This is a genomic window from Cellvibrio sp. GW822-FHT04B05, from assembly GCF_058800985.1.
In genome coordinates this window covers 251,090-274,644 of record NZ_JBXAMU010000004.1, presented here as the reverse complement: position 1 = coordinate 274,644, position 23,555 = coordinate 251,090, and the positions used below count along the sequence as shown (strand labels likewise).

11 protein-coding genes are annotated in these 23,555 nt (G+C 46.2%); 7 read left to right on the top strand and 4 right to left on the bottom strand.

What is annotated here, in order from left to right; all coding sequences use genetic code 11:
• Positions 1-105 precede the first annotated feature (105 nt).
• A complete protein-coding gene (locus tag AC1RJL_RS14365; protein WP_492915189.1) occupies positions 106-1,200 on the top strand; it encodes a glycoside hydrolase family 5 protein in 1,095 nt (364 codons plus the stop codon).
• Positions 1,201-1,669: 469 nt separating this feature from the next.
• Here AC1RJL_RS14365 and AC1RJL_RS14360 read toward each other — a convergent pair whose 3' ends face one another.
• On the bottom strand, positions 1,670-2,575 hold the full coding sequence (locus AC1RJL_RS14360) for a hypothetical protein (RefSeq protein ID WP_492915188.1): 906 nt from the start codon (positions 2,573-2,575) through the stop codon (positions 1,670-1,672).
• A gap of 374 nt (positions 2,576-2,949) precedes the next feature.
• Here AC1RJL_RS14360 and AC1RJL_RS14355 point away from each other — a divergent pair, with 374 nt between their 5' ends.
• The 4 genes from AC1RJL_RS14355 to AC1RJL_RS14340 all read left to right on the top strand — a co-directional run bounded on the left by AC1RJL_RS14355 (position 2,950) and on the right by AC1RJL_RS14340 (position 12,973).
• Positions 2,950-6,219, top strand: a complete 3,270-nt coding sequence (locus AC1RJL_RS14355) for a glycosyl hydrolase (RefSeq protein ID WP_492915186.1) — start codon at positions 2,950-2,952, stop codon at positions 6,217-6,219.
• A gap of 360 nt (positions 6,220-6,579) precedes the next feature.
• A complete protein-coding gene (locus AC1RJL_RS14350) occupies positions 6,580-9,660 on the top strand; it encodes a TonB-dependent receptor (protein ID WP_492915185.1) in 3,081 nt (1,026 codons plus the stop codon).
• 189 nt (positions 9,661-9,849) lie between these two features.
• Positions 9,850-11,376 (top strand): tryptophan halogenase family protein, encoded by a 1,527-nt coding sequence (locus AC1RJL_RS14345; protein ID WP_492915183.1) that lies wholly within the window; start codon positions 9,850-9,852, stop codon positions 11,374-11,376.
• A 58-nt stretch (positions 11,377-11,434) separates the two neighbouring features.
• Positions 11,435-12,973: a tryptophan halogenase family protein gene (locus tag AC1RJL_RS14340; protein ID WP_492915182.1), complete on the top strand. Its 1,539-nt coding sequence runs from the start codon at positions 11,435-11,437 to the stop codon at positions 12,971-12,973.
• Positions 12,974-13,052: 79 nt separating this feature from the next.
• Here AC1RJL_RS14340 and AC1RJL_RS14335 read toward each other — a convergent pair whose 3' ends face one another.
• Together AC1RJL_RS14335 and AC1RJL_RS14330 are read right to left on the bottom strand one after the other, a co-directional pair.
• Positions 13,053-13,565, bottom strand: a complete 513-nt coding sequence (locus tag AC1RJL_RS14335) for a hypothetical protein (protein ID WP_492915180.1) — start codon at positions 13,563-13,565, stop codon at positions 13,053-13,055.
• Between the two features lie 196 nt (positions 13,566-13,761).
• Positions 13,762-14,490 carry a hypothetical protein gene (locus tag AC1RJL_RS14330; RefSeq protein WP_492915177.1) on the bottom strand — a complete coding sequence of 243 codons (729 nt, stop codon included), beginning with the start codon at positions 14,488-14,490 and terminating at the stop codon, positions 13,762-13,764.
• Between the two features lie 882 nt (positions 14,491-15,372).
• Between AC1RJL_RS14330 and AC1RJL_RS14325 the strand changes: the two genes are divergently transcribed.
• Positions 15,373-17,919 (top strand): glycoside hydrolase family 3 protein, encoded by a 2,547-nt coding sequence (locus AC1RJL_RS14325; RefSeq protein WP_492915175.1) that lies wholly within the window; start codon positions 15,373-15,375, stop codon positions 17,917-17,919.
• Positions 17,920-18,064: 145 nt separating this feature from the next.
• Positions 18,065-20,215: a family 16 glycosylhydrolase gene (locus AC1RJL_RS14320; RefSeq protein WP_492915173.1), complete on the top strand. Its 2,151-nt coding sequence runs from the start codon at positions 18,065-18,067 to the stop codon at positions 20,213-20,215.
• A 542-nt stretch (positions 20,216-20,757) separates the two neighbouring features.
• Here the strand turns inward: AC1RJL_RS14320 and AC1RJL_RS14315 are convergent.
• Complete coding sequence (locus tag AC1RJL_RS14315) at positions 20,758-23,550, bottom strand: TonB-dependent receptor (protein WP_492915171.1); 2,793 nt, start codon at positions 23,548-23,550, stop codon at positions 20,758-20,760.
• Positions 23,551-23,555 lie beyond the last annotated feature (5 nt).

The window sequence follows — 23,555 nt, the reverse complement described above, 5'->3', positions numbered from 1 at the left end:
ATGTTACTTGTGTGTCGGGTAAAATAGCGTTAATTCCCGCCGATTGTGTTTTTATTTAATTATGCTAGAACTGAGATAATTAATAAAAATGCATGAGGCTTTGGTATGAAATTTCCGCATTATTATTTGAAGGTATTTTTATTCCCGTTATTTATTTTCATTAGTGCAAATACATTGGCCGACAATGCCTGGCAAAATGCCAGCGGTTGGTGGAATGCAACTGATATTCCCGCTTTCGATAAAAGCAAAATTATCCATCAGCTTTCATTGGTAAAAGTACAGGGTAATAAATTTGTCGATGGCTCCGGTAAGGTGATTGTCTTTCGCGGGGTTAATATTGCTGATCCCGATAAAATCAACCGCGATAAACATTTCGATAAAGCGCATTTTGAGGTAATCAAAGCCTGGGGTGCAAATGTAGTGCGCATACCGGTGCATCCATCCGCCTGGCGTAAAAATGGCAAGCAAGCTTATTTGGCGATGCTTGACCAAGCAGTGATTTGGGCTAACGAATTGGGTATGTACGTTATTATTGACTGGCATTCGATTGGCAACCTGAAATCACACATGTTCCAAAACAATTCCTACTACACCGACCGCGGAGAAACCAATGATTTCTGGCGCACGGTTGCCGAACGCTATGTGGGTGTTAACGCCGTTGCCTTTTATGAAATTTTTAACGAGCCGACCGTATTCAACGGTCGCCTGGGAATTATGAGTTGGGCAGAGTGGAAAGTGATTAACGAAGAAATCATTACCGTAATTCAGGCGCACAATCCCAACGTTATTTCGTTGGTGGCCGGTTTTAATTGGGCTTACGATTTAACACCGGTAGCAGCGGCACCTATCGAGCGTGACAATGTTGCCTATGTGAGTCATCCATATCCGATGAAAGTCGGTGCGCCTTACGAAAAAAATTGGGAGCGCGATTTTGGTTTTATCGCCGATAAGTATCCGGTGTTTGCTACAGAAATCGGCTACCAATTGGCAACGGATAAAGGTGCACATATCCCGGTAATTGATGATGGCAAATACGGCAAGCGCATTACCGATTACTTTGGTAGTAAAGGTATTAGCTGGGTGGCGTGGGTGTTTGATCCGGATTGGTCACCGCAAATGTTTACCGACTACAAGACCTATGAGCCAACGATGCAAGGTAAGCATTTCCGTGAAGTGATGCTGCGCGAAAATAAAAAATGATTTTTGTATAAGCTTCTGCTGTATACCAGCACACATTACTATTGTGTGCTGCGTCCTGATTTAATATTTTGTCGCTTAATGCGATTGTTTTCCAACTGCGAGAGCGTAGACTCGCCCGACTTGTTGCTGCTCCGGCAATAATCCTAATAAAAATAGTTAGCGTTCGGTATGGTGTATTTCTTTCCCGGTCTTGTTGGTCCAATACCTCTTTACGTTTTTATGAGCAGTAGTTTTCGGTCGAAAATTACGGCTTATTAAATTTTAATGAGGGTTCTGGTTATGCGTATAAAAATGATTGTGCCGGGTCTTTTGTTGACTGTGTTCGCTTTCAGCGCAATGAATGATGCTTCTGCTTGTGCAGGTTCCTGTCCAATACCCTAAGCGCTTCGTCGTCCGTAGCGCATTGCTTCTGCCCGATCCGCGAGGATTGGGCAGTTTTTTGCGTGTCAAAATAATTGAAGCGTTGTTGCTAGTAAGCAAAGGGAGGTGGTTTTTGGCATTGGTCTTCGTCGGGTAAATAGGGCGATCTCAGACAAAATATTTTGCGCTGGCGCAAATTAAGTTGCGCGATATCGGCTGCGTGATGTTGGCGGAACAGGCGATCAAATTCGCCGTTTTGTTGCAGCTTTTGCAAGCCTGATTTCACTCGCTCTGCGAGTTCCGGAAATTGTTTGCTGACATGCAAGTAAATAGGGTAGTTGTAATAAATCAGGATGTTGGGTTCCACCGCTAAAAATGGGAATTTGGTTTTCTGGTCGCGCCAGGTGTACATGACCTCATCGGAACCCAATGGCAGGCATTCATAGCGTTTGGCGGCGAGCATCTCAAACAATGCCTCGAAGGTGGGTGCCTGCTTGGGATTGAGATCGTTGTATTTGTAGATCTCGATATCGGCCCAGTTGAGCCCTTGGGCGATATGCAATTGTTTGAGCGATTGCAGCTTTTCGGTATCGGGAAAGTTGGCCGGATTGATCAGGCAAACACGGTAGCCGAGCAGCCCGCGCAATATATCGACCGGGATGCTGATGACATCGGCACGCGCAATCACTGTTCCCGGCGATGCCCACAGCAGGTTGAGGATTTTACCTTCGCTGATCAGCAGGGCCTGGCGCTTGGCGCTGGGCTCTTCGCCAAAGGGGGCGAGGGTATAGTCGCCATATTCAGCACGAGTCACCTCCAGAATACGGGCAATCAATTCGAATTTATAGGCGTGGCGTGCGTCCTTGAGGCCGCGATCATAATAGCGTACGACCATCGGCGTCGTGCCGGTTACGGCATTCGCATTTGCCAGCGGTTTTCCTGCGGTGCAGAATCCGCTAACAAGCAGTGCCGCCAGCGCGGCGATGAGCCGAATAGAGTGGGTCATGGTGGACATGCAACGCTTCCATTGTTGTATCGACTTTCATTTTAGAAGATAGACGCAATTTGTCATGTTTATCCCGAGGTTCGTTTTTTGATGGCCATAAGTCCTATGGGGATAGTAAAGGGCGAACCAAAAGTAAGATTTATCTGTAAGGTTCACCTTTGCGCTGCCTAAAGTGAGACACGCCCAGTTTGTTTTTTGGCGCCAACATGGGACGACCGAAACGAAATACAGGTAGAGGATGGCAACACTGGAGCACAATATCCCCGGTCTCAGGGCGATCCACCAACAGGACTCTAAGAACAATAACATTGATGTAACAGCATGCTCCCCGAGACGATTGGGCTCCCGGTTCAATAATCAATAACAATCATCGGGTCATTATTATGAAAAGATTTAACAGAGTCCTGCTGTTGCTGGGCGCGCTTGGTTTTGCCCATGCCAGCCACGCTGCAATTCTCAATTATGGTGCGGGTAACATCAGCGACACCATTAATACTGCCGGTTGGAAATGTACTGTCGACCACGGCAACTGGATCCACAATGCCGGTGTAGTTAAACCCGGTGTCAGCAGTTGTAACCCCATAGGTACACCGACCCCCATCTATCCGCAAGTAGTGGCGCCGGCGAGCACCAAGCCGACTATGACTCACCGCTGGTGGGGTTCAATTTCCTTTATGGGCGAGATGAAAATCAACGCTCCAACAGATTCCGGCTACATCACTCCCGATCCAATCACCGCGCGGATTACCGAGCGCGGTGTGCGTATCCTGGGGATTCCCGGCGGCTTGCGCACCGCCACTAACGAGACTATTTATGCGATTCCCGATCCCTTTAGTGAAGTGTTTGATGGTATCGCGGTAGGCAACTCTTCCTATTCAAATCTTGAAGCCTTCCTGAAAGATTACAGTGACGGCTCGGTCACTGTGCAGTGGAAAAGTGGCGCTACAGCGGTAATGGAAGCGACCTTCGTGCACGGCTCACCTTACGTGTACTTCACTGCATTGCAAGGCAACCTGGTGGTACGCACCAAGTCTGCCGACGGCGGTGAGAAAGGGGTTTTTCATCAAAGTGGCAATAACCTGGGCGTTTGGACTGACGTGGCGGGCAACCGCAATGCGTTCCTGATCGTCGGCCACGATGCGACTACCTTCAGCGGCGTTAACACCAACAGTATCGGCGTTAACAACAGCACCAAGCGCATGACCGTTGCCTGGTTGCCACAGTTGACCGGCACTCCTTCTGCCGCGATGATCTCGGCATTTGCCCAATACGCTACCCAGCGCGTAGACAAAGTAAATATCAACTACGCGGTTGATCGCGCGACCAACAAGGTGACCGTCAGCCACCAGTACCAATTCAATGGTGCTAACGTCACCACCATGGCTGGCCTGTTACCGCTGCACTGGAAAAATTCTACCCAGGGCGTGACCAGCTATAAAGTGCGCTCTGCCCGTGGTGTGACCAAGTTTGCGACCACCAGCAATTTCAGTTACACCATTCCTTATGTGGGCGTGTTGCCTTACTTCCCGGAAAACATCGGTGATTACAACGCAACCCAATTGCGTGCGCTGGTAACCGAGTTTGTAAACCAGGGCACTGCCAACTGGAATAGTGCGACCGACACTTACTGGGCCGGTAAAAACTATGGCAAAGTGGCCGAGCTTGCTGCGATTGCCCGTTCCATCGGCATGGCCACCGAAGCGAACCAAATGATTGCCTGGCTCAAAGCCGAATTGCAGGATTGGTTCCGCGCCAATACTACCGGTGCGTTGGATAAGACCAAATATTTCGCCTACGACAATAACTGGAACACCTTGCTGGGCTTTGATGAGTCTTTCGGCGCGCAACAACAGTTGAACGACCACCACTTCCACTACGGTTATTTCGTTCGCGCAGCAGCGGAAATCTGCCGTGTTGACGCCGGCTGGTGTGGGTCTACCCAATACGGTCCGATGGTTGAATTGCTGATCCGCGACTACGCTGCCGGCCGCGACGACACCATGTTTCCCTATCTGCGCAATTTCGATCCGGCTTACGGTTTCTCCTGGGCATCAGGCCATGCGAACTTCGCGCTGGGTAACAATAACGAATCGACTTCCGAAGCGGCTAACGCTTATGGCGCGATCATCCTGTACGGCATGATCACCGGCAACAATGCCCTGACCGAGCGCGGTATGTACCTGCATGCGTCGTCAACGGCTGCCTACTGGGAATACTGGAACAACATCGACCGTTACAAAGGTTTGGGTGGCGATTACGACAACTTCACCTCGACTTACACCAAGCCAACCACCTCGATCATCTGGGGCAACGGTCATGTGTTCTCTACCTGGTTCAGCGGTGCTTATGCGCATATCCTCGGTATTCAAGGCTTGCCACTGAGCCCGTTGGTATTGCACATCGGCCAGCATCCGGCGTACCTGACTAACTATGTAACCCTGGGCTTGAGCGAATCGTCGAACGGCAAGCCGTCCGGTCTCCCGAATGGTCAATGGCGCGATGTCTGGTGGAATATCTGGTCGATGACCAATGGCCAGGCGGCGGTGGATGATATGTTGGCTTACGGCCTGAACAACTTGATCCCTGAAGAGGGTGAGACCAAGGCCCATACCTATCACTGGGTATATACCTTGAAGCAATTGGGTCATCTGGCAACCGGTACCGGCGCCTTGACTGCCAATCATCCGGCGGCAGTAGCCTTTAACAAGAATGGTGTGTTGACTTACATCGCCTACAATTTCGGTTGCTCGGCAATCACCGTGGCTTACTCTGACGGTACTAACTTCTCTGTACCTGCCAAAGGCTATGCTTTGAAGCGCACTGGCCAGTCAGTGGTATCCAGCGGTGCGGGATGTGGCGCTACCAGCTCTGCACCAAGTTCAGCAGCACCGAGTAGTGTGGCATCGTCTTCCAAGTCATCGGTAGCACCAAGCTCTGTTGCCAGTTCAGTTGCGGCTACGCCTTACGGCCACACTGTGCTGACCAGCACCAGCGTGCGCTTCCATGCGAACAATGCAGCCTGGGCAGATATCCACTACACCATTAATGGTGGCGCGCAGCAAAATATCCGCATGACCCACAATGCCGATAACTCCAATACCTTCACAGTGAACAGCATTCCAGCCGGTGCGACGGTGCGTTACTTCTTCACTATCGCCCAGGGCGCAGGCGCCATTGATACTGCCTGGGTGCAATTCGGCTGCTGCTCCGGTGGTACCTCAAGTGCACCAGCGGCAAGTAGCACGCCCGCTGCAAGCAGCTCTGCTCCGGCCTTCAGCCAGTTGGTACAAGCTGAGGCCTTCACCGCAATGAATGGTGTACAGACTGAAGCAACTACCGATACCGGTGGCGGCCAGAATGTGTCTTACATTGATGCCGGAGATTGGATGGCTTACGCCAACATCACTATCCCGACTACAGGCAGTTATCGCATTGAATATCGCGTAGCCAGCCCATCGGGTTCAACCCTGTCATCTGACCTGAATGCCGGTGCAGTACAGTTGGGTAATGTAGTTATCCCGGCCACTGGCGGCTGGCAAAATTGGGTTACTGTTAACCAAACTGTAACCTTGACTGCTGGCACTCATAGCTTCGGAATTTACGCACAACAAGGTGGTTGGAACATCAACTGGTTCCGTATTACCAAGCTTTGATCGAGTACTAATAAAAGCCTCGAGTTCATTTAACCCCTATCAGAGCATGTTCTGGTAGGGGTTTTTTATTTGTACCACTTTTTTCCATGGGTAGAAATTACCCATCGGAAGTAACACAAAAAATTGCGTTAACTCACTGATTATTATAATAAAAGTGGTATCCCACTAGCTGTTGTGAAAAGTGACATGCGTCAGATTTGGGTAATTTTGAAGGTGGGACGACACCTTCGGCGTCAATTGTGATGATGACCTCGCTAGAAAAGCGGTTTTGGCCTATGGTTTTTAGAAGTGCTTAATACAGCACTTGGAGGAATAAAGGTCATTACATAATTTCATACCAATAAATAAATGGAGAACTCCATGAATAAGACACTAACAACAAAGCAGTCTATAGGCTTTAAGAAAAAGTTGATTGCTACGGCGGTTGCCTCTGCTCTTTTCGGCGTGAGTGGTATGGCAGTTGCGCAAGACGATAGCGTAGAGGAAGTAGTAGTAACCGGTATCAAGGCAGCTCAACAATCTGCTGTTACCACCAAACGTGAAGCGACTGCAATTGTCGATGGTATTTCTGCTGAAGATATCGGTAAGTTACCAGACGTTACCATTGCTGACTCGTTGCAACGTATCTCCGGTATTCAGGTGCAACGCGATGCAGGTGAAGGTACCCGTGCAAACATTCGTGGCTTGCCGCAAGTAATAACGCTGTTAAATGGCGAACAATATCTCAGCGCAGGTAACCTCGCTGGCGCCCAACCAACATTGAACGACGTTCCTTCACAGTTGATGAAAGGCGTTGACGTTTACAAATCAACTGATGTGACCAATGCTCTGTCGGGTATCACCGGTACCATCGATTTGAAAACCCGTCGCCCGATGGAGTTTGATGAAGGTTTCACCGCTGCAATCAATGGTGAAGTATCAACTGGTGATTACACCAAAGAAACTGATCCTGCTGTTAACGGCCTGATCAATTGGCGCAATGACAAAGTCGGCATCATGATCGCCGGCGTAGAAAGCGAAGCTAACCTGGGTAACAACTATTCAGGTACTGCGGGCGGCTTGTTTGGTAATAACGATTGGGGTGGCGCAGCGCCAACTAACTTTATTGCACCGCATGGTTATGAGAGTTTCAATCGCGTGGTTGAGCGTAACCGTACCGGTTTGAATGCCGCTTTTGAATTGGAGTTGGGCGAGGGTTTCACTTTCGTTGCGGAAGGTTTTTATACCAAGTTGGAAGAGCATGACCGCAAAGTGGGTCTGAACATCTCCAACCGTTGGGGGACGTTGGATTGGCTAACCCCAAGTTCATCCATAGATACCGGTGTTGCAGGTACTAATGATCGCAATTGGTTGGCTGTTGATGAATATAATGTAAATGCGCTGTGGGTGAACTCATTTACCGTTAACAGAACTACCGAGTCATTTTCACAAAACTTTAATTTGGAATTGAACTACGACAACGGCGGCAACTTTACCGGTCAGTTCCGCGCGATTCGTGGGAATGCAAACCGTTTAAGTATCAATGGCCAGTCACAAGGCGATTTGAGCAGCTGGCGCGCAGATGGCCCGGACAATGCAGATGGCCGTTTCACGCTGTTCCGTAATCCTGCAGACCGCACTCGCGGTACCTTCTACCCGGCAGAGATCGCTGCTCGTTATGCGAACACTAACGGATACAGCAATGGTCTGGTTGGTGATAAAGGTGGGCGTTTCGTAGAACCCAACCCAAATGGTTACAACGGTATTCCACAGCTGACCTATAACATTGCTGGTAGCTCTCCAGTATGGGGTGGTTTTGATAACCCCGTAGGTACCGGCAAAACATTGCGTGAATACATGGCGGATAAGGATGCCTATGCGATTGGTGCCTTCTCATCTGAAGGTAATAATGAATCATCCGCGGATCTGGATGTATTCAGTGCATCAGGTAAATATGCTTTTGATGAATCCTTATTCGGATTTGTCACCAGTGTTGATCTGGGCGTGCGAAACAGCAGTCGTACAGTAAATATTGAACAGTTCCATATGTTCTCCGCATTTTACCCTGGCGCTGATGCCTGGACTGTCGATGACGATGGCGTAGTTGTTCGTACCGGTGCTGTGAACACGGCGGGTTGTCAGGCGCAATGGAAAGCAATTGACGTAGCAATGGACCAAAGCCAATGTAAAGCGGGCGAATTGGTAAATGGTGTATTCCAGCCTTACACCGTGAATGCACCAACCAAAATCGATACCTATAACAATGCTATCTGGGTAGATGATTACGGCTCAGTGACTAAAGGTCTGCCAGGTGTTTGGGCAGCTGATCCACGTGATTACGATGATGCTGTCGCTTTCCACAAGAAAGTATTCGGTCAAGCCAACCGTCAAATCGTTCCTGGTCAAACTTATGATGTAACCCTGGATGAAACCAGTTACACCCTGGGTGCGAATTTTGAAGCAGGTCCGGTAACCGGTAGCTTGGGTGCAAAAATTATCCAAACCAACATGTTGGTAAAACAAAACCTGACTGGCGAAACACTGAACTATGGTGATACCAACGTAGATGAAGGTGATACTGTTACTACCCGTAAGTACACTGACGTGCTGCCTGTGTTGAACCTGAGCTATAACGTGAATGATCAATTGAAATTCCGTTTTGGTGCCAGCGAAACCATGACGCCTTTGGATCTGGGTAACTACGGTGGTGGTTTGAAAATTAACACTGCTGATAATGCTGAGTTAGGCATTCGTGTTGTAACCAGTGCTGACTCCAGCGGTAACCCGGGTCTTAACCCATGGCGTGCAACTAACATTGACGCATCTGCTGAATATTACTTCGGTGACGCCAGCATGGCATACCTCGGTATATTCAAAGTGGATATTGATAGCTTTGTAACCAATGGGAAAAGCCGCGGTAGCTTCCCTGACCAGGATGGCGTTATTCGTCGCGAAGTTGATGTGAACCAGCCAATTCAAGGTAAAGGCGGTACCATTGAAGGTATGGAAGTAGGTGTTAAATATGCATTCAGTGAAATTGCTGACGGATTCTTCGGTAATTTCGGTGTGGATGCTAACTACACTTACTCACCAAGCGAGCAAGAAGGTGAAGACTTGAGTGGTAATAAATTACCGTTCAACGACAACTCTGAAAACCAATTCAACTTGATCGGTTGGTATCAAGACGACAAGTTGCAAGCGCGTATCGCTTATAACTATCGTGATGACCGTTTGGTTGGTGGTGCAACCGGGAACTTGTTGCAATATCAAAAAGCAACTGCCTATGTGGATGCCAACATCAGCTACGATATCCTCGATAACGTGACCATTTACGTGAATGGCTCCAACATTACCGGCGAAATCGAAGACTATTATATTGACTTCTCTAACGGTGATACCCAGTACTTGTCACAAAACGAATTTGAGCCGCGTTACACTATCGGTGTGCGTGCCAAGTTCTAATAGCTGCAACATGTAAAAAAGTGTTGTAGTGTTAATAAAACCGCCGAAAGTTTTTGTAAGGCTTTCGGCGGTTTTTTTATAGCGCGTTCATTATAATTTTAATAAACAGCACCGAAAAAAATGGACTTTCCATTTTCCAAAACCATAATGATTAATCTGTCCAAAAACCTCTATTAAGTTGTTGCAATTATGCAGATCCAGCGTATTGAAAAAATAATCATCGTAGGTGGCGGCACTGCTGGCTGGATGACTGCTGCTAATTTGCAGCATCATTTCAAAGAGCAAGTCAAAATCATCCTTATTGAATCATCTGAAATTGGTACTATCGGAGTGGGGGAGGCAACTATCCCGACAATTCGCCACTTCTATCGACAGTTGGGTATGACCGATACACAGGTCATTCAAGCAACGCAGGCGACTTGTAAATTAGGCATTCAATTTAATGATTGGTATAAACCCGGATCTTCTTTTATCCATCCATTTGGTTTATTTGGTCAAGATCTGCGTGGCATAGGCTTCCATCATTTTTGGTTAAAGCTAAAACAAAAAAATCGTGTAACTGACCTTCAGGATTACTCGCTCGGTGTTAATCTGGCGAAGCATAATAAATTTACCCTCCCTTCACCTAATCCGTCTTCTACGCTTTCCGTTTTTGATTGGGCACTGCATTTTGATGCAGCTTTGTTTGCAAAGCATTTGCGTGAATTTGCTGTTGGTCAAGGTGTTGAACGCATTGATGCAAAAATCAGTCAAGTGAAATTGCGTGAAGCTGATGGATTTATTGAGTCAGTGCAATTGGAATCTGGTGAATCTGTAAAAGGTGATTTGTTTATTGATTGTTCCGGTTTTCGCGGGTTATTGATTGAGGAAGCTTTGCAAACAGGTTATGAAGATTGGAGCCAATGGCTGCTATGTGACCGGGCATTTGCCGTACAAACACAATCCGTTGGAGAGCCAACATCTTACACTAAAGTGACTGCTCGCCAAGCCGGCTGGCAGTGGCGCATTCCGCTACAACATCGTACGGGCAATGGTCATGTTTTTAGTAGTCGTTTTATAGCAGATGATGAAGCAAAAAAAATATTGATCCAGAACCTGGATGGCGAACCACTGCAGGAACCGCGCAAAATTTCATTTACTCCCGGGCGTAGAAAAAAAGCCTGGAATAAGAATTGTATAGCAGTGGGATTATCCTCTGGTTTCTTGGAGCCATTGGAGAGTACTAGTATCGCGCTAATCGAAACAGCCATCGAAAAAATAAAGCAATTGTTTCCGGATAAAGCGTTTAATCCACATCTTATTAATGAATTTAATACCGTTACCGCTGAAGAATATGAGCGCGTTCGGGATTTTATTATTCTGCATTACAAGGCCAGTGAACGAAAAGACACCGACTTTTGGCAGTACTGCAACCAAATGGATATTCCTGATAGTCTTCAATACAAAATAGATTTATACCGCAGTCGGGGATATTTGGTGCGTTATCGTTGGGAAATGTTTGGCAATGCAAGTTGGCTGGCGATTTATGATGGTTTCAATGTACAGCCTGAAACTTATGATCCAGCGGTAGATGCCTTTAGTGAAGATTATCTGGAAAAAAACTTGAATGAAATGAAACTGGCTATTCAAAAAGCCGTGCTGGATTCTCCATCGCACGGAGATTTTTTAGCGCGATATTGCTCTGTCTCTACAAGTGCTAAACCCGTCAGGATTTAATTGCTTTCGGACTTAAATTGTTTATGTAATAACGAAAATTATTCTTTTGGTATGTGTTATGGATCCGTTGAAAAAAATTGTAATAGTGGGGGGCGGTTCGGCCGGGTGGATTGCAGCTGCTGTGCTATCGCATCAATTGCATCCAAGCGTATGCAATGTAGAGCTGGTCGAGTCTGAAGAGATTGGAACGATTGGTGTGGGCGAATCCACTATTCCACCTTTTATTGCGTTGATTCGTAATTTAGGAATTGATGAGGCGCATTTTATTAGTCAGACGCAAGCCAGTTTTAAATTGGGTATCTCGTTCGCCGATTGGAAACGGAAAGGTGAATCCTATTTTCATCCTTTCGGTGTTATAGGTAAGCGATTTGATTTGCACGAATTTTATCAATGCTGGTTGAAATCAACACACAATGGCAGTCCATATGAGTTAATGGATTTTTCGCCGACCAATATTATGGCTAAACATAATCGTTTTTTTCTTCCTGAAAAGGCGCAGCAAACGCCCATTGGTGGCGGTGCTTATGCATTGCATATCGATGCTAAATTAGCCGCAGATTATTTTCGTCGCTTTGCTGAATCGCGTGGAATTACCCGGACTGAAGGTTTGGTTAATCAGGTTGTGCAAGATGAGCGCGGGTTTATCCAAAAGCTTGTATTAACGGATGGGCGTGAAATAGAAGGTGATTTTTTTATTGATTGTACAGGTTTCCGTGCTTTGTTGATCGAAAAAACCCTCGGTGTTGGTTTGCGCGATTGGAGCAACTATTTGCCATGCGACCGTGCGGTTGTAACTCAGACTGAAAATTTGGGTGCTACCAAGCCTTATACACGTGCTGCAGCGCAAGATGCCGGGTGGATTTGGCACATTCCATTGCAGCATCGTTCGGGCCGTGGTTATGTTTATTCCAGTCAATTTTGCAGTGATGAAGAAGCCCGTAAAACGCTGTTAAATAATCTTGATGGGGAAATGTTAATCGAGCCAAGGGTAATTCCATTTCGTACCGGGGTACGTGAAGAAATTTGGAAGAACAATTGTATGTCGTTGGGATTGGCATCCGGCTTTATCGAACCGTTAGAATCTACCGCCATACATTTAGTTACCCGCGGACTGGATTTCTTTCTGCGATTTTTTCCTGATCGCGAGTGTGCTCCTTCTCACATCAAAGAATACAATCGCCGAATGGTTGCAGATTATGAGGAGATCCGCGATTTTATCGTACTTCACTACGCGACTACCGAGCGTGAAGACACACCTTTTTGGCGCTGGTATAAAAATATAGAGCTTCCAGTATCTCTTCAGGAGCGAATTGATTTATTCAAGGAGCATGGTGTGCTGCGCGATGGTAATGAGGAGCTTTTCCGCAGTCCAAGTTGGCATGCTGTATATGAAGGAATGGGGATACGTCCGAAAAAGTATTGCCCGAGAGTCGACAACCTGGATTATCCGGCAGTAGAAATCACTTTGAAGCAAGCAGTTGATATGATTGAGGACGTTGTCCGGAAACTGCCAACACATGATGAGTTTTTGCGGGAATTCTGTCCGGCTCCGAAAATAGAATTTAAAAAAATGGTTGGTCAGCAGGTTACCGGCTAATACATAAGACAGGACACAATATTGTCCTGGATAAAAAAGCGGTGCTGATGCACCGCTTTTTTATTGCATTTTAAATAAATCAAAGGCAAGTATATTTCAGCCGTGGATAAGAGTGTTGATCCAAAGGCGTAACACTGTGTTTGCATTGTGGCTGGGGGCCACAAAATGCAGGGTTAAAAGTAGGATAAGGTGTTGGGCTGGTTTGAATAATTTGATATTCGCCAGTGTAACAAGGGTTAGCTACTGATGATGCTACGGATGAGCTTGCCGGCGGTGTATTGACTGCAACAATGTTGGTATTGCAGTTTGCAGGGTAGTAGTTGCCCTGTGTTGTGCTGGTGTTTTGGTAGCCACTCGCGACACTTACTGTTCCACAGGTACGATAGCCCCAGCTATTGTCGTAAGTGTCTGTGCGTGATGCTGCTACAGCATTGCTGCTAGTCCGGCAAATGTAAGAGGTATAAGAATAGTTGCCACTGGTATATCCATACACGGAATTCCATGTGCACACAGAGGTCTGGGCACTCGCGTTAATTGATACACCACCTAAAAACATAAGGCCGAAACCAGCTAATAGTTTAGAAAATTTCATAACAACTCCAGTTGATTTAAATTTATAGTTCGTGTGAAACCACTCGCTCCTGCGCGCGTTCACGGCGATAGCTGTAATATCGCTACTGCTAAATGCAGTGAATAAAGCATCCTGCCCTATTAATTATTGAGGTCGCCACGCCTTTATTGGATAAATGAAAGGGATAGACGAGCCCAAATAATTTGGAGAATGGTAGTTAATTAAACGTGAAGCTGTTTTCGTTGTTGCTGATATAGAGCTTGCTGGTGCCACTGCTTTCATCAGTCGCTATCATGATTGAAACCGGTTGTCCGCTATCAGCCAAAACATTGCTCATTTTTTGAAGTAATTGATTGGATTGTTCGATGTTGGAAATGCCGATAGTGATTTCGCATTGGCTAGTGCGGCATTGAGTATTACGCAGTGCGATATCGCGCAGCTCTTCTTTATTGCTGAAAAGCTGGCGGTAATGATTTTCTTGTTGATCCGCCCAGACAGGATCGCGATTTTCCTCTTCAAAGCGATGCAGCAGTTCTTTATTTAAATCGAAATTGCGATTGGCATTGTGTGATTGCATTATCCAGTTAACAACATCTGTTGCTTTACGCTGCTGCTTTTCCATTTCCAACGTCTGCAAACGATTGAGTATGTCTTTCCCGTCCTCGTTGATGCTATTTGCGATGGGAGCGATAGTTTGCTGGAGAGATGAAGAATTGTCTGATTGTGCTTGTAGACGATTTTTTAAAAGGTTATTTTCCGCCTGTAGTAAATGGATTTGTTGTTGTAATTGCGCAATGAAACTAGCGTTATCACTAATGCTTATGGGGGATGGAGTTGGGTTTTTGGCTATTATATTATTACTCTGGCTGTCGAATGATTGACCTACCCAAATTCCACCTATTGCTGCCGTTATAGCAATTAAAATAATTTTATGATGTTGCGCCATGGTTCGTTTCCCTGGAATAAAAATTCATTAGCACTTGGTTGCAGGCCAAGCTAGATCTACCCTAGCTAAAATTTTTAATTCAGGCTGTCCCACTTTTGCCATACAACCAAGATGGGATGGGGTGATTACCTAATCTGTGCTCCATTTATCAATTTGATTGGTGCGGTAAACCGATTCTTACCTATCAAAATAATGAGAGCGATTACCGCCCTCTTAATGCTGGCATCACTGGGTGGCGCATAAAATAGTTCGGAGAAAATTGCCGCTGCTTTACCCAATGGCTGGTCACCCACAAGGGTGTTTAGATGCTCCCTGTATGTCAGGTTGAATTGATTATGTTGTTACAATTTCCATCTTGCTAATCCTATATCGTACTGGTTCGAGATAAACCTGCTGTGAAATATATTCCCATTTTCCTCAAACCCTGTTCGGCTGAGCTCACAGTGTGAGTATTTACCCGAACCTGAGCGTTGCAGTTTTACTGGCTGTCAAAGTGAATCGCCCCATCTTCCGTTGATAGCGGAAAGTGGGACGACATGTTTTTGAATGAGGTGCCATTATTAATTCGCAACTCAAGTGCTGTGCCCGTGGTTGAGCCGCATGCGAGTTATTGTTGATGCGATGAATTTTTCATCAACAAATGAACCCTTGGGTGATGTCAGGTCCCCATGGGTGTTAGCAAGTTTGGCTAGGTACATATATGCCATCCTATCTTTTCTTGTTAGCTCTCCTTGCTTGGCCCCCGCGTTCTTCCTCAAGTAGAAAGCGGGGGCTTTTTTGCATAAGGGTTCTTACTTCTAATTTTGGTTTAAATCAGCCCGCAATCCTGACTGAGAAAACAACAAACGCTTACAACAACATTCTTTTTTGGCGAGGTAATTTATGCCTAATCTTTATAAGCCGGGCGCATTAGCGGCCTGCAGTTTAGTGGTTTTGGCCGCGCTCAGCGGTTGTGATAAAAAATCTAATGAGGCAACTGCTACTGCTGATACCGGCACTGCAACAACCGATTCGCTGTGGCCAAGGGTGCAGAGTGCGGTTAAAAAAGATCCGGCTATTGAAGCAAAAATTACCGAGCTGTTGGGTAAATTGACCCTGGAGCAAAAAGTGGGACAACTTATCCAGCCCGAATTGCGTCTGGTAACCCCTGCTGATGTCACCGAGTATTCGCTCGGTTCGATTTTGAATGGTGGCGGTTCATTCCCCGGTGAAAACAAACACGCCAAGGTAGAAGAGTGGATAGCGCTGGCCGATGCGTTTTACAACGCATCCATGAGCACCGAAGGTGGCCGTATTCCTATCCCCGTTATGTGGGGAACCGATGCAGTTCACGGGCACAACAATATTATCGGCGCGACCCTGTTTCCGCACAACATCGGCCTGGGCGCAACGCGCAATCCTGAATTGATTCGTCAAATCGGCGCCGCTACCGCAGCGGAGATCGCAGTAACCGGTATCGACTGGAGTTTTGCACCGACGCTTGCTGTTGTGCGCGATGACCGTTGGGGCCGTACCTACGAATCCTATTCAGAAGATCCTGCCGTGGTAAAAGCCTACGGCGGCAAAATGGTGGAAGGCCTGCAAGGTGTTGCCGGTAAAGATCTGCTTAGCGAAAGACATGTTATCGCCACTGCAAAACACTTCCTGGCTGACGGCGGTACCTTGGGCGGACAAGATCGCGGCGATGCAGCAATCAGTGAAGAAGAGTTGGTAAAAATCCACAACGCCGGTTACGAAACTGCGCTGGCGGCAGGCGCACAAACGGTGATGGCTTCGTTTAGCAGCTGGCAAGACGTGAAAATGCATGGCAACAAATATTTGCTGACCGATCAATTGAAAAACCAAATGGGCTTTGATGGTTTGGTTGTCGGCGATTGGAATGGTCACGCATTTGTATCCGGGTGTACGCCTGTGAGTTGTCCGCAATCGATCAATGCTGGCCTGGATATTTTCATGGCTCCGGATCCGTCCTGGAAAGAGTTGTATCACAACACTCTGGCACAAGTGAAAAGTGGCGAGATTCCACAAGCGCGTTTGGACGATGCGGTATCGCGTATCCTGCGGGTGAAATTGCGTGCAGGTCTGTTTGATAAAGGTGCGCCGTCTACCCGTGAATTGGCTGGAAAGCGCGAAGTGATTGGTTCGGCTGAGCATCGTGCAATCGCTCGTCAAGCGGTGCGTGAATCCGTTGTGTTATTGAAAAATAATCAGCAGACATTGCCGGTAAATGCCAAAAGCAAAATTCTGGTTGCCGGTGATGGTGCCGACAATATCGGTAAACAATCCGGTGGTTGGAGTATCACTTGGCAGGGCACGGGTAATACCAACGCCGATTTCCCCGGTGGTTCTTCAATTTATCAAGGTATTGCCGATGCAGCAAAAGCAGCGGGTGGTTCAGTTGAGCTGAGTGAGAGCGGTAGCTACAAAACTAAACCTGATGTTGCCTTTGTGGTTTTTGGTGAAGATCCTTACGCGGAAATGCAAGGCGATATCGGTAGCCTGATTTATAAAAATGAAACCAATCTCGCGCTGCTGAAAAAATTAAAAGCTGACGGTATTAAAGTAGTTTCATTATTTATCACTGGCCGTCCACTCTGGGCTAACAATTTTATCAATGCATCCGATGCATTCGCTGTTGTCTGGTTACCCGGTTCAGAAGGTGTAGGTGTTGCCGACGTAGTGCTGAGCAAAGCAGACGGTTCGGTGAATTTTGATGTGAAAGGTAAATTGCCATTCTCCTGGCCATCCTCACCAGCGCAATCGCCATTGAATGTGGGCGATGCCGATTACAAACCACAATTCGCTTACGATTTTGGCCTTACTTACAACGATAAAGTTGAAACCGCAGAGCTGGATGAAACTGCAGCGACAATTGCCGCGGCCAATACTCCGGACAGCACACCTATTTTCAATCAACGCGTAATTAATCCCTGGATGTTGGTGTTGCTTGACCATGTCAACAACATGTTGCCCGTGACTACCAGTCGCGGTGAGTTGGGCGCAGTGGTTGTTTCGTCGGAAGACAAACAAGTACAGGAAGACACTCGTCGCTTGCAATTCAATGGTTCTGCCAAAGCAACAGTGTCATTGGGATCAACTACCCGTACTGATTTCAGTTCCTACGCTGAAAGTAAAGGCGCACTGGTATTTGATGTAAAAGTGAATGCAAAACCGAGCGGAGACGTTAGCTTGGGTATGTATTGCGGCAGCGATTGTGTCGGTGAAATTCCGGTAACAAAAGAATTGAATGCAGCTCCAGTGGGCGAGTGGACCAGCGTGAGTGTTGCATTGGATTGTTTTGCGAAAAAACGTGTGAAGTTAGATATGGTTCTCGCACCGTTTATGCTCAGCACCGCCGGTAGCCTGGATATTTCTATCTATAACGTACGTATCGAAAAAAATGCAACGGCACCTGCCTGCGCAGAATAATGTGTGATCCTGAACCGGCGTAGCCTTCGCTGCGCCGGCTATGTTTTAAATAACTACTACAGCTCTTTTCAAAAGATAAAAATATTTTAGTGTTAACTGCGTTACTACAATCCAGGGTATTTCAACAATAACAATAGAGGTAATTATGAAAAATCACGAGCGAAGCTTTACTCCCGTCTTAACCCGACTCTGCGTCGGTCTGGCATTGGTTGGTCTGGTAGGTTGTGGCGGTTCAGGTGGCGGGGGCAATAAAAGCTCTTCATCTGCCTCTGTCGCACCATCATCAGTTGCAGCCTCGATAGCGCCATCATCCATTGCTGCGAGCAGTTCATCTGCACCGGCCACTCCCGAGTGGAAGTTGGTTTGGAGTGATGAATTCGATGGAACAGCCATTGATACCAGTAAGTGGGGATTTGAAAAAAATTGCTGGGGCGGTGGCAATGAAGAACAGCAGTGCTACACAGATCGTCCGGTTAACTCTTATGTTAGCGATGGTGTATTGACTATCGTTGCTCAACGCGAAAATTTCACAGGTTCCGATTCGGCTGAAGGTGAAGGTACCGGCACCAAAACTTTGCCATACACCTCTGCGCGTTTGCGTACTAAGAATATCCAGGAGTGGACATTCGGTCGCTTTGAGATTCGCGCAAAATTGCCGTTTGGTCAAGGTACCTGGCCTGCAATTTGGATGTTGCCAACTGACTCGCCTTATGGCACTTGGGCATCCAGTGGTGAGATCGATATTATGGAGGCCGTCAATTTAAAAGTAGTAACTGATGGTAGCGCTCCAGAAGCTCATGTACATGGTACCTTGCATTACGGTCGCAATTGGCCGGGCAATGTCAATGCAGGTGCGGCTTATACATTACCTAATAATGCTAACCCGGCTGATGATTTCCATACCTATGCGGTGGAATGGGAAGAAGGTGAAATTCGCTGGTATGTTGATGACGTACATTTCGCTACACAGCGCGATACTGGTTGGTATGGACAGTATATGCAGGATGGAAAATTAACTGATGCACCGGTAGGCGCGCCGTTTGATCGTCATTCCAAATTTCATTTGTTGCTGAATCTTGCGGTTGGTGGAAACTGGGCAGGCAATGTTAATAACACCGGTGTGGATGAATCCGTATTCCCACAAAAAATGTTAGTGGATTTTGTGCGTGTTTATGAGTGCACTGGTTCACCGTTAACAGGTAAAGGTTGTGCGACTATTGGCGAAAATGCTGAACAGGTTCCAGGCCATCGACGTCCGGGAATTGGCAAAGTAGATTTTTCCGGCCCTCCATTATTGGTTATGTACGGCGATGAAGTTACTGACGGCCTATTTATTAATTCTTATAACCCCGACAAAATTGTCAGCTATTCAGAAGTGGCAGAAGCGGGCCGTGGAAATGTATTGAATGTTGTAAAAAACGGCGCGAATGGCAATTTGTATCTTGAGGTTGACGGTGACCCAACTGATTTGACTAATTGGTCGGGTGACAGTGAATTAATTTTTGATGTTAAAGTAAACAGCAAAGCTGATGGTGCAAAACTGCTGGTGAAAATCGATAGCGGTTGGCCAAATGTTAGTGATGTGGAAGTGCCTGTTGCTGAGAATGGAGTGTGGAAAGAATTCCGTATTTCCCTCACAGATCTTAAGAATAACGGCAACTCCATGAATGGTGGCAACGGCAGGGCTAATCTCGCATTAATCAAAAATACATTTGTGATTGATTCTACTGGCGCAATTGATGTTTCGTTCGACAATATCCGTATTGAGGGTGAAGCTAGCACCGGTGCTGATGTGTTTGCACCCTTGCCATTGTTCACTGTATACGGCGACAGCATTGGTTCCGGTTTGCAAATACAAACATACACCACCGGTGCGAACCAAATTGCGGTGTCACAAGTTGCGGAAGCGGGTCGTGGCCAAGTATTTAGTGTGGTAAAAACTGGCGCTACTGGTAATGTATCTTTCAATATAATCGATGCACCAACCACGTTGAATCACTGGATTGCTACGGGTAAATTAAAATTTGACCTTAAGGTAAATAGCAAAGCTGCTGGTGCGACTTTGTTAGTAAAAGTGGATAGTGGTTGGCCAAATTTAAGCGATGTGAGTGTGCCACTGCCAGCCGATGGTGTTTGGGGATCTTTCAGTATTGGCGTTGCTGATCTGATGAGTAATCGCAACTCGATTGATCCCTCCGGTATTGCCAATATCAATTCCATTACCAATATTTTTGTAATAGAGCCTTCCAACTCAATGGACGTGGTGTTCGACAATATTCGACTCGAAGTAGAATAAAAAATCTTAAACTAAGGTTGTTGCTGTACTTTAAGGCCGGGATTTTCCCGGCTTTTTATTATTGGTTATCTATTTATTAAGCTGACAAGATGTTTTTATATGGGGCTCCGATGACGATACCGAAATCGAATATATTTGTCAGGATTTATTAAAAAATAGCAAATCAGTCGTACTAACGTCGGAACAAATTCACGCCGGTGGCTCAAGCATATTTATCGATAAATCCTTAACTATGAAGAACAAGTTATTTGGATAGCCGAGCAAGCATGTAACAATGGCCACAGGGGCAGCATCCAGCGGCCATATATTATTTGTAAAAGGCTTATATCTCGCGCAAAAATTATTCCCAATAACGGTATAGATACATTTGAAAATATGGTGAAAACCGGTGTTGGCATTGTTGATTTGACAATGGTTTAATTGCTTGTATCTTGAGTGTTAAGTATTAAATTTCTATATGTTTCCGAATAAAAAGGATGCTCCTTATAGAGCATCCTTTTTATTTGGTGTTACGTTAAGTTTTTATCGTTGTTGTTGTGAAATTAGAAATCTGCTCTTACACCCAGACTGATACGGCGCCCAGAAAATTCATACATCGTCGGAAATGCAGGATCAATGGTGTAGCCACTGGTTGCTTCATCGGTGATATTAATGCCTTCCAGCATCACTTTAATGTTATCGGTCACTTGATAACCCAAAGACAAATCGGTTTGGCCGTAAGCATCTCGGTACACCGGATACATATCGCTGGCGATGGATTCCACATACTTGTCTTTATAGTTATACGAAATACGCGCGTCGAACTTTTTGTTTTCGTAGTAAGCAGTCAAGTTATAGGTCCTATCCGCCAAACCTTCCGGTGGAGTTGGAATCCCCAAATCTGATTCACCGGTGAGTGAATTATCCAGCATAGTGAAGTTGGCATTGATACCAAAACCTTCCAATGATTCATGCAACATACTTAGCGGGAATTGCGCAATTAATTCCACACCGGATACATCGTAAGCACCATCGGCATTTACTTTTTGATAGATTTCAAAATCGTACACACCATCGATGGTGCCGTTAGCATTGTATTTGGTTACATCTTTAACGACACCGGTAAGCGATTCACGTACAACACCTTCAATTTTCTTCTCGAAGTAAGATGCAGCAAAAAGTGCACCTTCACTTACATACCACTCCAAACCTAATTCCCATTGATCCGCATAGGTTGGTTTGAGATCCGGATTGCCATCACGATATTTAAATTCACTGATGCTAACTGTGCGTTTGTAGGCAATGTCGCCCAATGCCGGGCGGATTAATGTCTGTGATGCACCTGCACGTAACAACAGATTCTCAGTTAATTCCATGCTTGCATTTAGGCTTGGCAATACATCGCTGTAATTACCTTTCTTGGAAATGGGGGTAGGCGTATAACCGGTAGTGCCATTAGGATTTTGAATTTGATGATAACCAAAGGACAGTACGTCTGTATCCACTGACCGCACACCGGCGTTGATCATTACCGGCTTGTTAGCGATGTCGAATTTGAAATCAGTCATCGCATACAAACTTAATACTTCTTCATCGACGCGATAATATTCGCTATCAGCAAAATCGACTTTGAATTCCTGATAACGGAAAGTGTTGCGCGCATAGCTGTTGGAGATTTGCGACCACTGCGGGCTGTTAGATGATTGCGACAAATATTTCCCGCCGGGAACCAAATCAGAAATTAACGTCAATTCGCTGTCTTGCAGGGTGCGCACATTACGCCATATAGTGCTGTCTTTGCCCGGACCTCTGACAATATTAGTACCGCGATAGCGCTCTTTGGATTTATCAGTGTAACGCGCACCAAATTGCACTTGATCCAGGGCTGGCAGGAAATTTAATTCCATCGGTTTGATAAAATCCAATTGCGCTGCATATTTGTCATCCTGGATTTCTTCCAGATTCACTTCATAAGAGTCGAACAAATATTTTTCCGGAGAGTTGTACATATCGAAACTTTTCGGATTGGCACTGACCAAAGTTTCGCCACCATTTTTGGTGTAGCGGCTGCGCGAAGGCGCGTAAGCAACGTGTTTCAAATTACTGGTGTCCGAGGTCTTTTCTGCGCCAGAGTAACCGACAAGGCCTTCAATAATCCAGTCACCGATTTTCCAATCCATATTCAAACTGTATTGGGTGTAATCAGTTTTATGTATGTTTTCTTTGCTCAGGAATTCGTGTTGCGTATCGGCATAAGATACATCGGTCAAGACTACAATGCCGTGCTTGGCCAAGGTGGTGCTGTCATAAGCGTGAACCGTTTCGAGAGCACTGATACTGGAGGCAGTGTAAGCCGCCGCATCATATTCGTCTTCGGTGTTATCGTATCCGCCGAGCATCGCATCAAAAGTCAGGCTAAAGGTACTGCCTGGTTTGTATTGGAAAGCAGCGGTTGCGCCCCACTTATCCTGTTCATTTAAATAAGAGCGGTTGCCGATCTTGTCATGGAACACAACCCGGTTGGTTTGTTCTTTATCCATTGGATTGGTGATTACTGCACCGGTATCGCGTTCTAATACAGCAATGGTTTGATCCGCTTGCCATTTTGACGAGCCGGTTTTTTCAGTCCAGCGTGATAGCGGACGGAAATTAATACCGGAATTTGAATCTGTTCTGTTGCTGCGTTCTGCCATCGACAATGACACTAGCGCACCAAAATTACCAAAGGTATTGCTTGCCAGCAGTGAGACTTTTGGATCAATTTCTTCTGAAATAGAATTGTGTGCACCTTCAGCTGATATCACAAACTTTGCATCGTTATAGTCAAATGGACGTGCGGTTGTCATCAACACTGAACCGGCAATACCGCCTTCTTCGTCAGCCGCGGTTGGCGATTTTTGTACTGTAACGCTCTGGATAATTTCAGACGCAAAAATATCGAATTCTACATCGCGACCGCCACTGCCTGATGCAGTTGACAGGTTATTGATGGAAACGTAGGTGAAATCACTTGGCAGACTGCGCACATTAACTTTGCTACCCAAACCTTTGTTGCGTTCGATGGTCACACCGGGCATACGCTGTAATGCTTCAGCAAGGTTTTGTTCGGGGAAGTCGGCAATATCAGTTGCAACGATAGAATCCGAGAAGCCTATTGTATTACGTTTAATATCAATGGCTTTTTCCAGGCTTTTTGAATAACTGCCGGTTACAACGATTTCTTCGAGTTGGTCAGCACTTTGTGCAGTACCCTGTAATGAAATTGTGCCCAAGGTTGCGCCGATGATAATGCTCCCAATCGCTTGGCTCAAATTATTTCTACTTAATGTAGCAGATGTTTTTTTAATTGCTCTCAACTTCT

Coding starts and splice junctions, on each gene's coding strand:
- AC1RJL_RS14365 (WP_492915189.1), top strand. CDS start 106: ATGAAATTTCCGCATTATTATTTGAAGGTATTTTTATTCCCGTTATTT.
- AC1RJL_RS14360 (WP_492915188.1), bottom strand. CDS start 2,575: ATGTCCACCATGACCCACTCTATTCGGCTCATCGCCGCGCTGGCGGCA.
- AC1RJL_RS14355 (WP_492915186.1), top strand. CDS start 2,950: ATGAAAAGATTTAACAGAGTCCTGCTGTTGCTGGGCGCGCTTGGTTTT.
- AC1RJL_RS14350 (WP_492915185.1), top strand. CDS start 6,580: ATGAATAAGACACTAACAACAAAGCAGTCTATAGGCTTTAAGAAAAAG.
- AC1RJL_RS14345 (WP_492915183.1), top strand. CDS start 9,850: ATGCAGATCCAGCGTATTGAAAAAATAATCATCGTAGGTGGCGGCACT.
- AC1RJL_RS14340 (WP_492915182.1), top strand. CDS start 11,435: ATGGATCCGTTGAAAAAAATTGTAATAGTGGGGGGCGGTTCGGCCGGG.
- AC1RJL_RS14335 (WP_492915180.1), bottom strand. CDS start 13,565: ATGAAATTTTCTAAACTATTAGCTGGTTTCGGCCTTATGTTTTTAGGT.
- AC1RJL_RS14330 (WP_492915177.1), bottom strand. CDS start 14,490: ATGGCGCAACATCATAAAATTATTTTAATTGCTATAACGGCAGCAATA.
- AC1RJL_RS14325 (WP_492915175.1), top strand. CDS start 15,373: ATGCCTAATCTTTATAAGCCGGGCGCATTAGCGGCCTGCAGTTTAGTG.
- AC1RJL_RS14320 (WP_492915173.1), top strand. CDS start 18,065: ATGAAAAATCACGAGCGAAGCTTTACTCCCGTCTTAACCCGACTCTGC.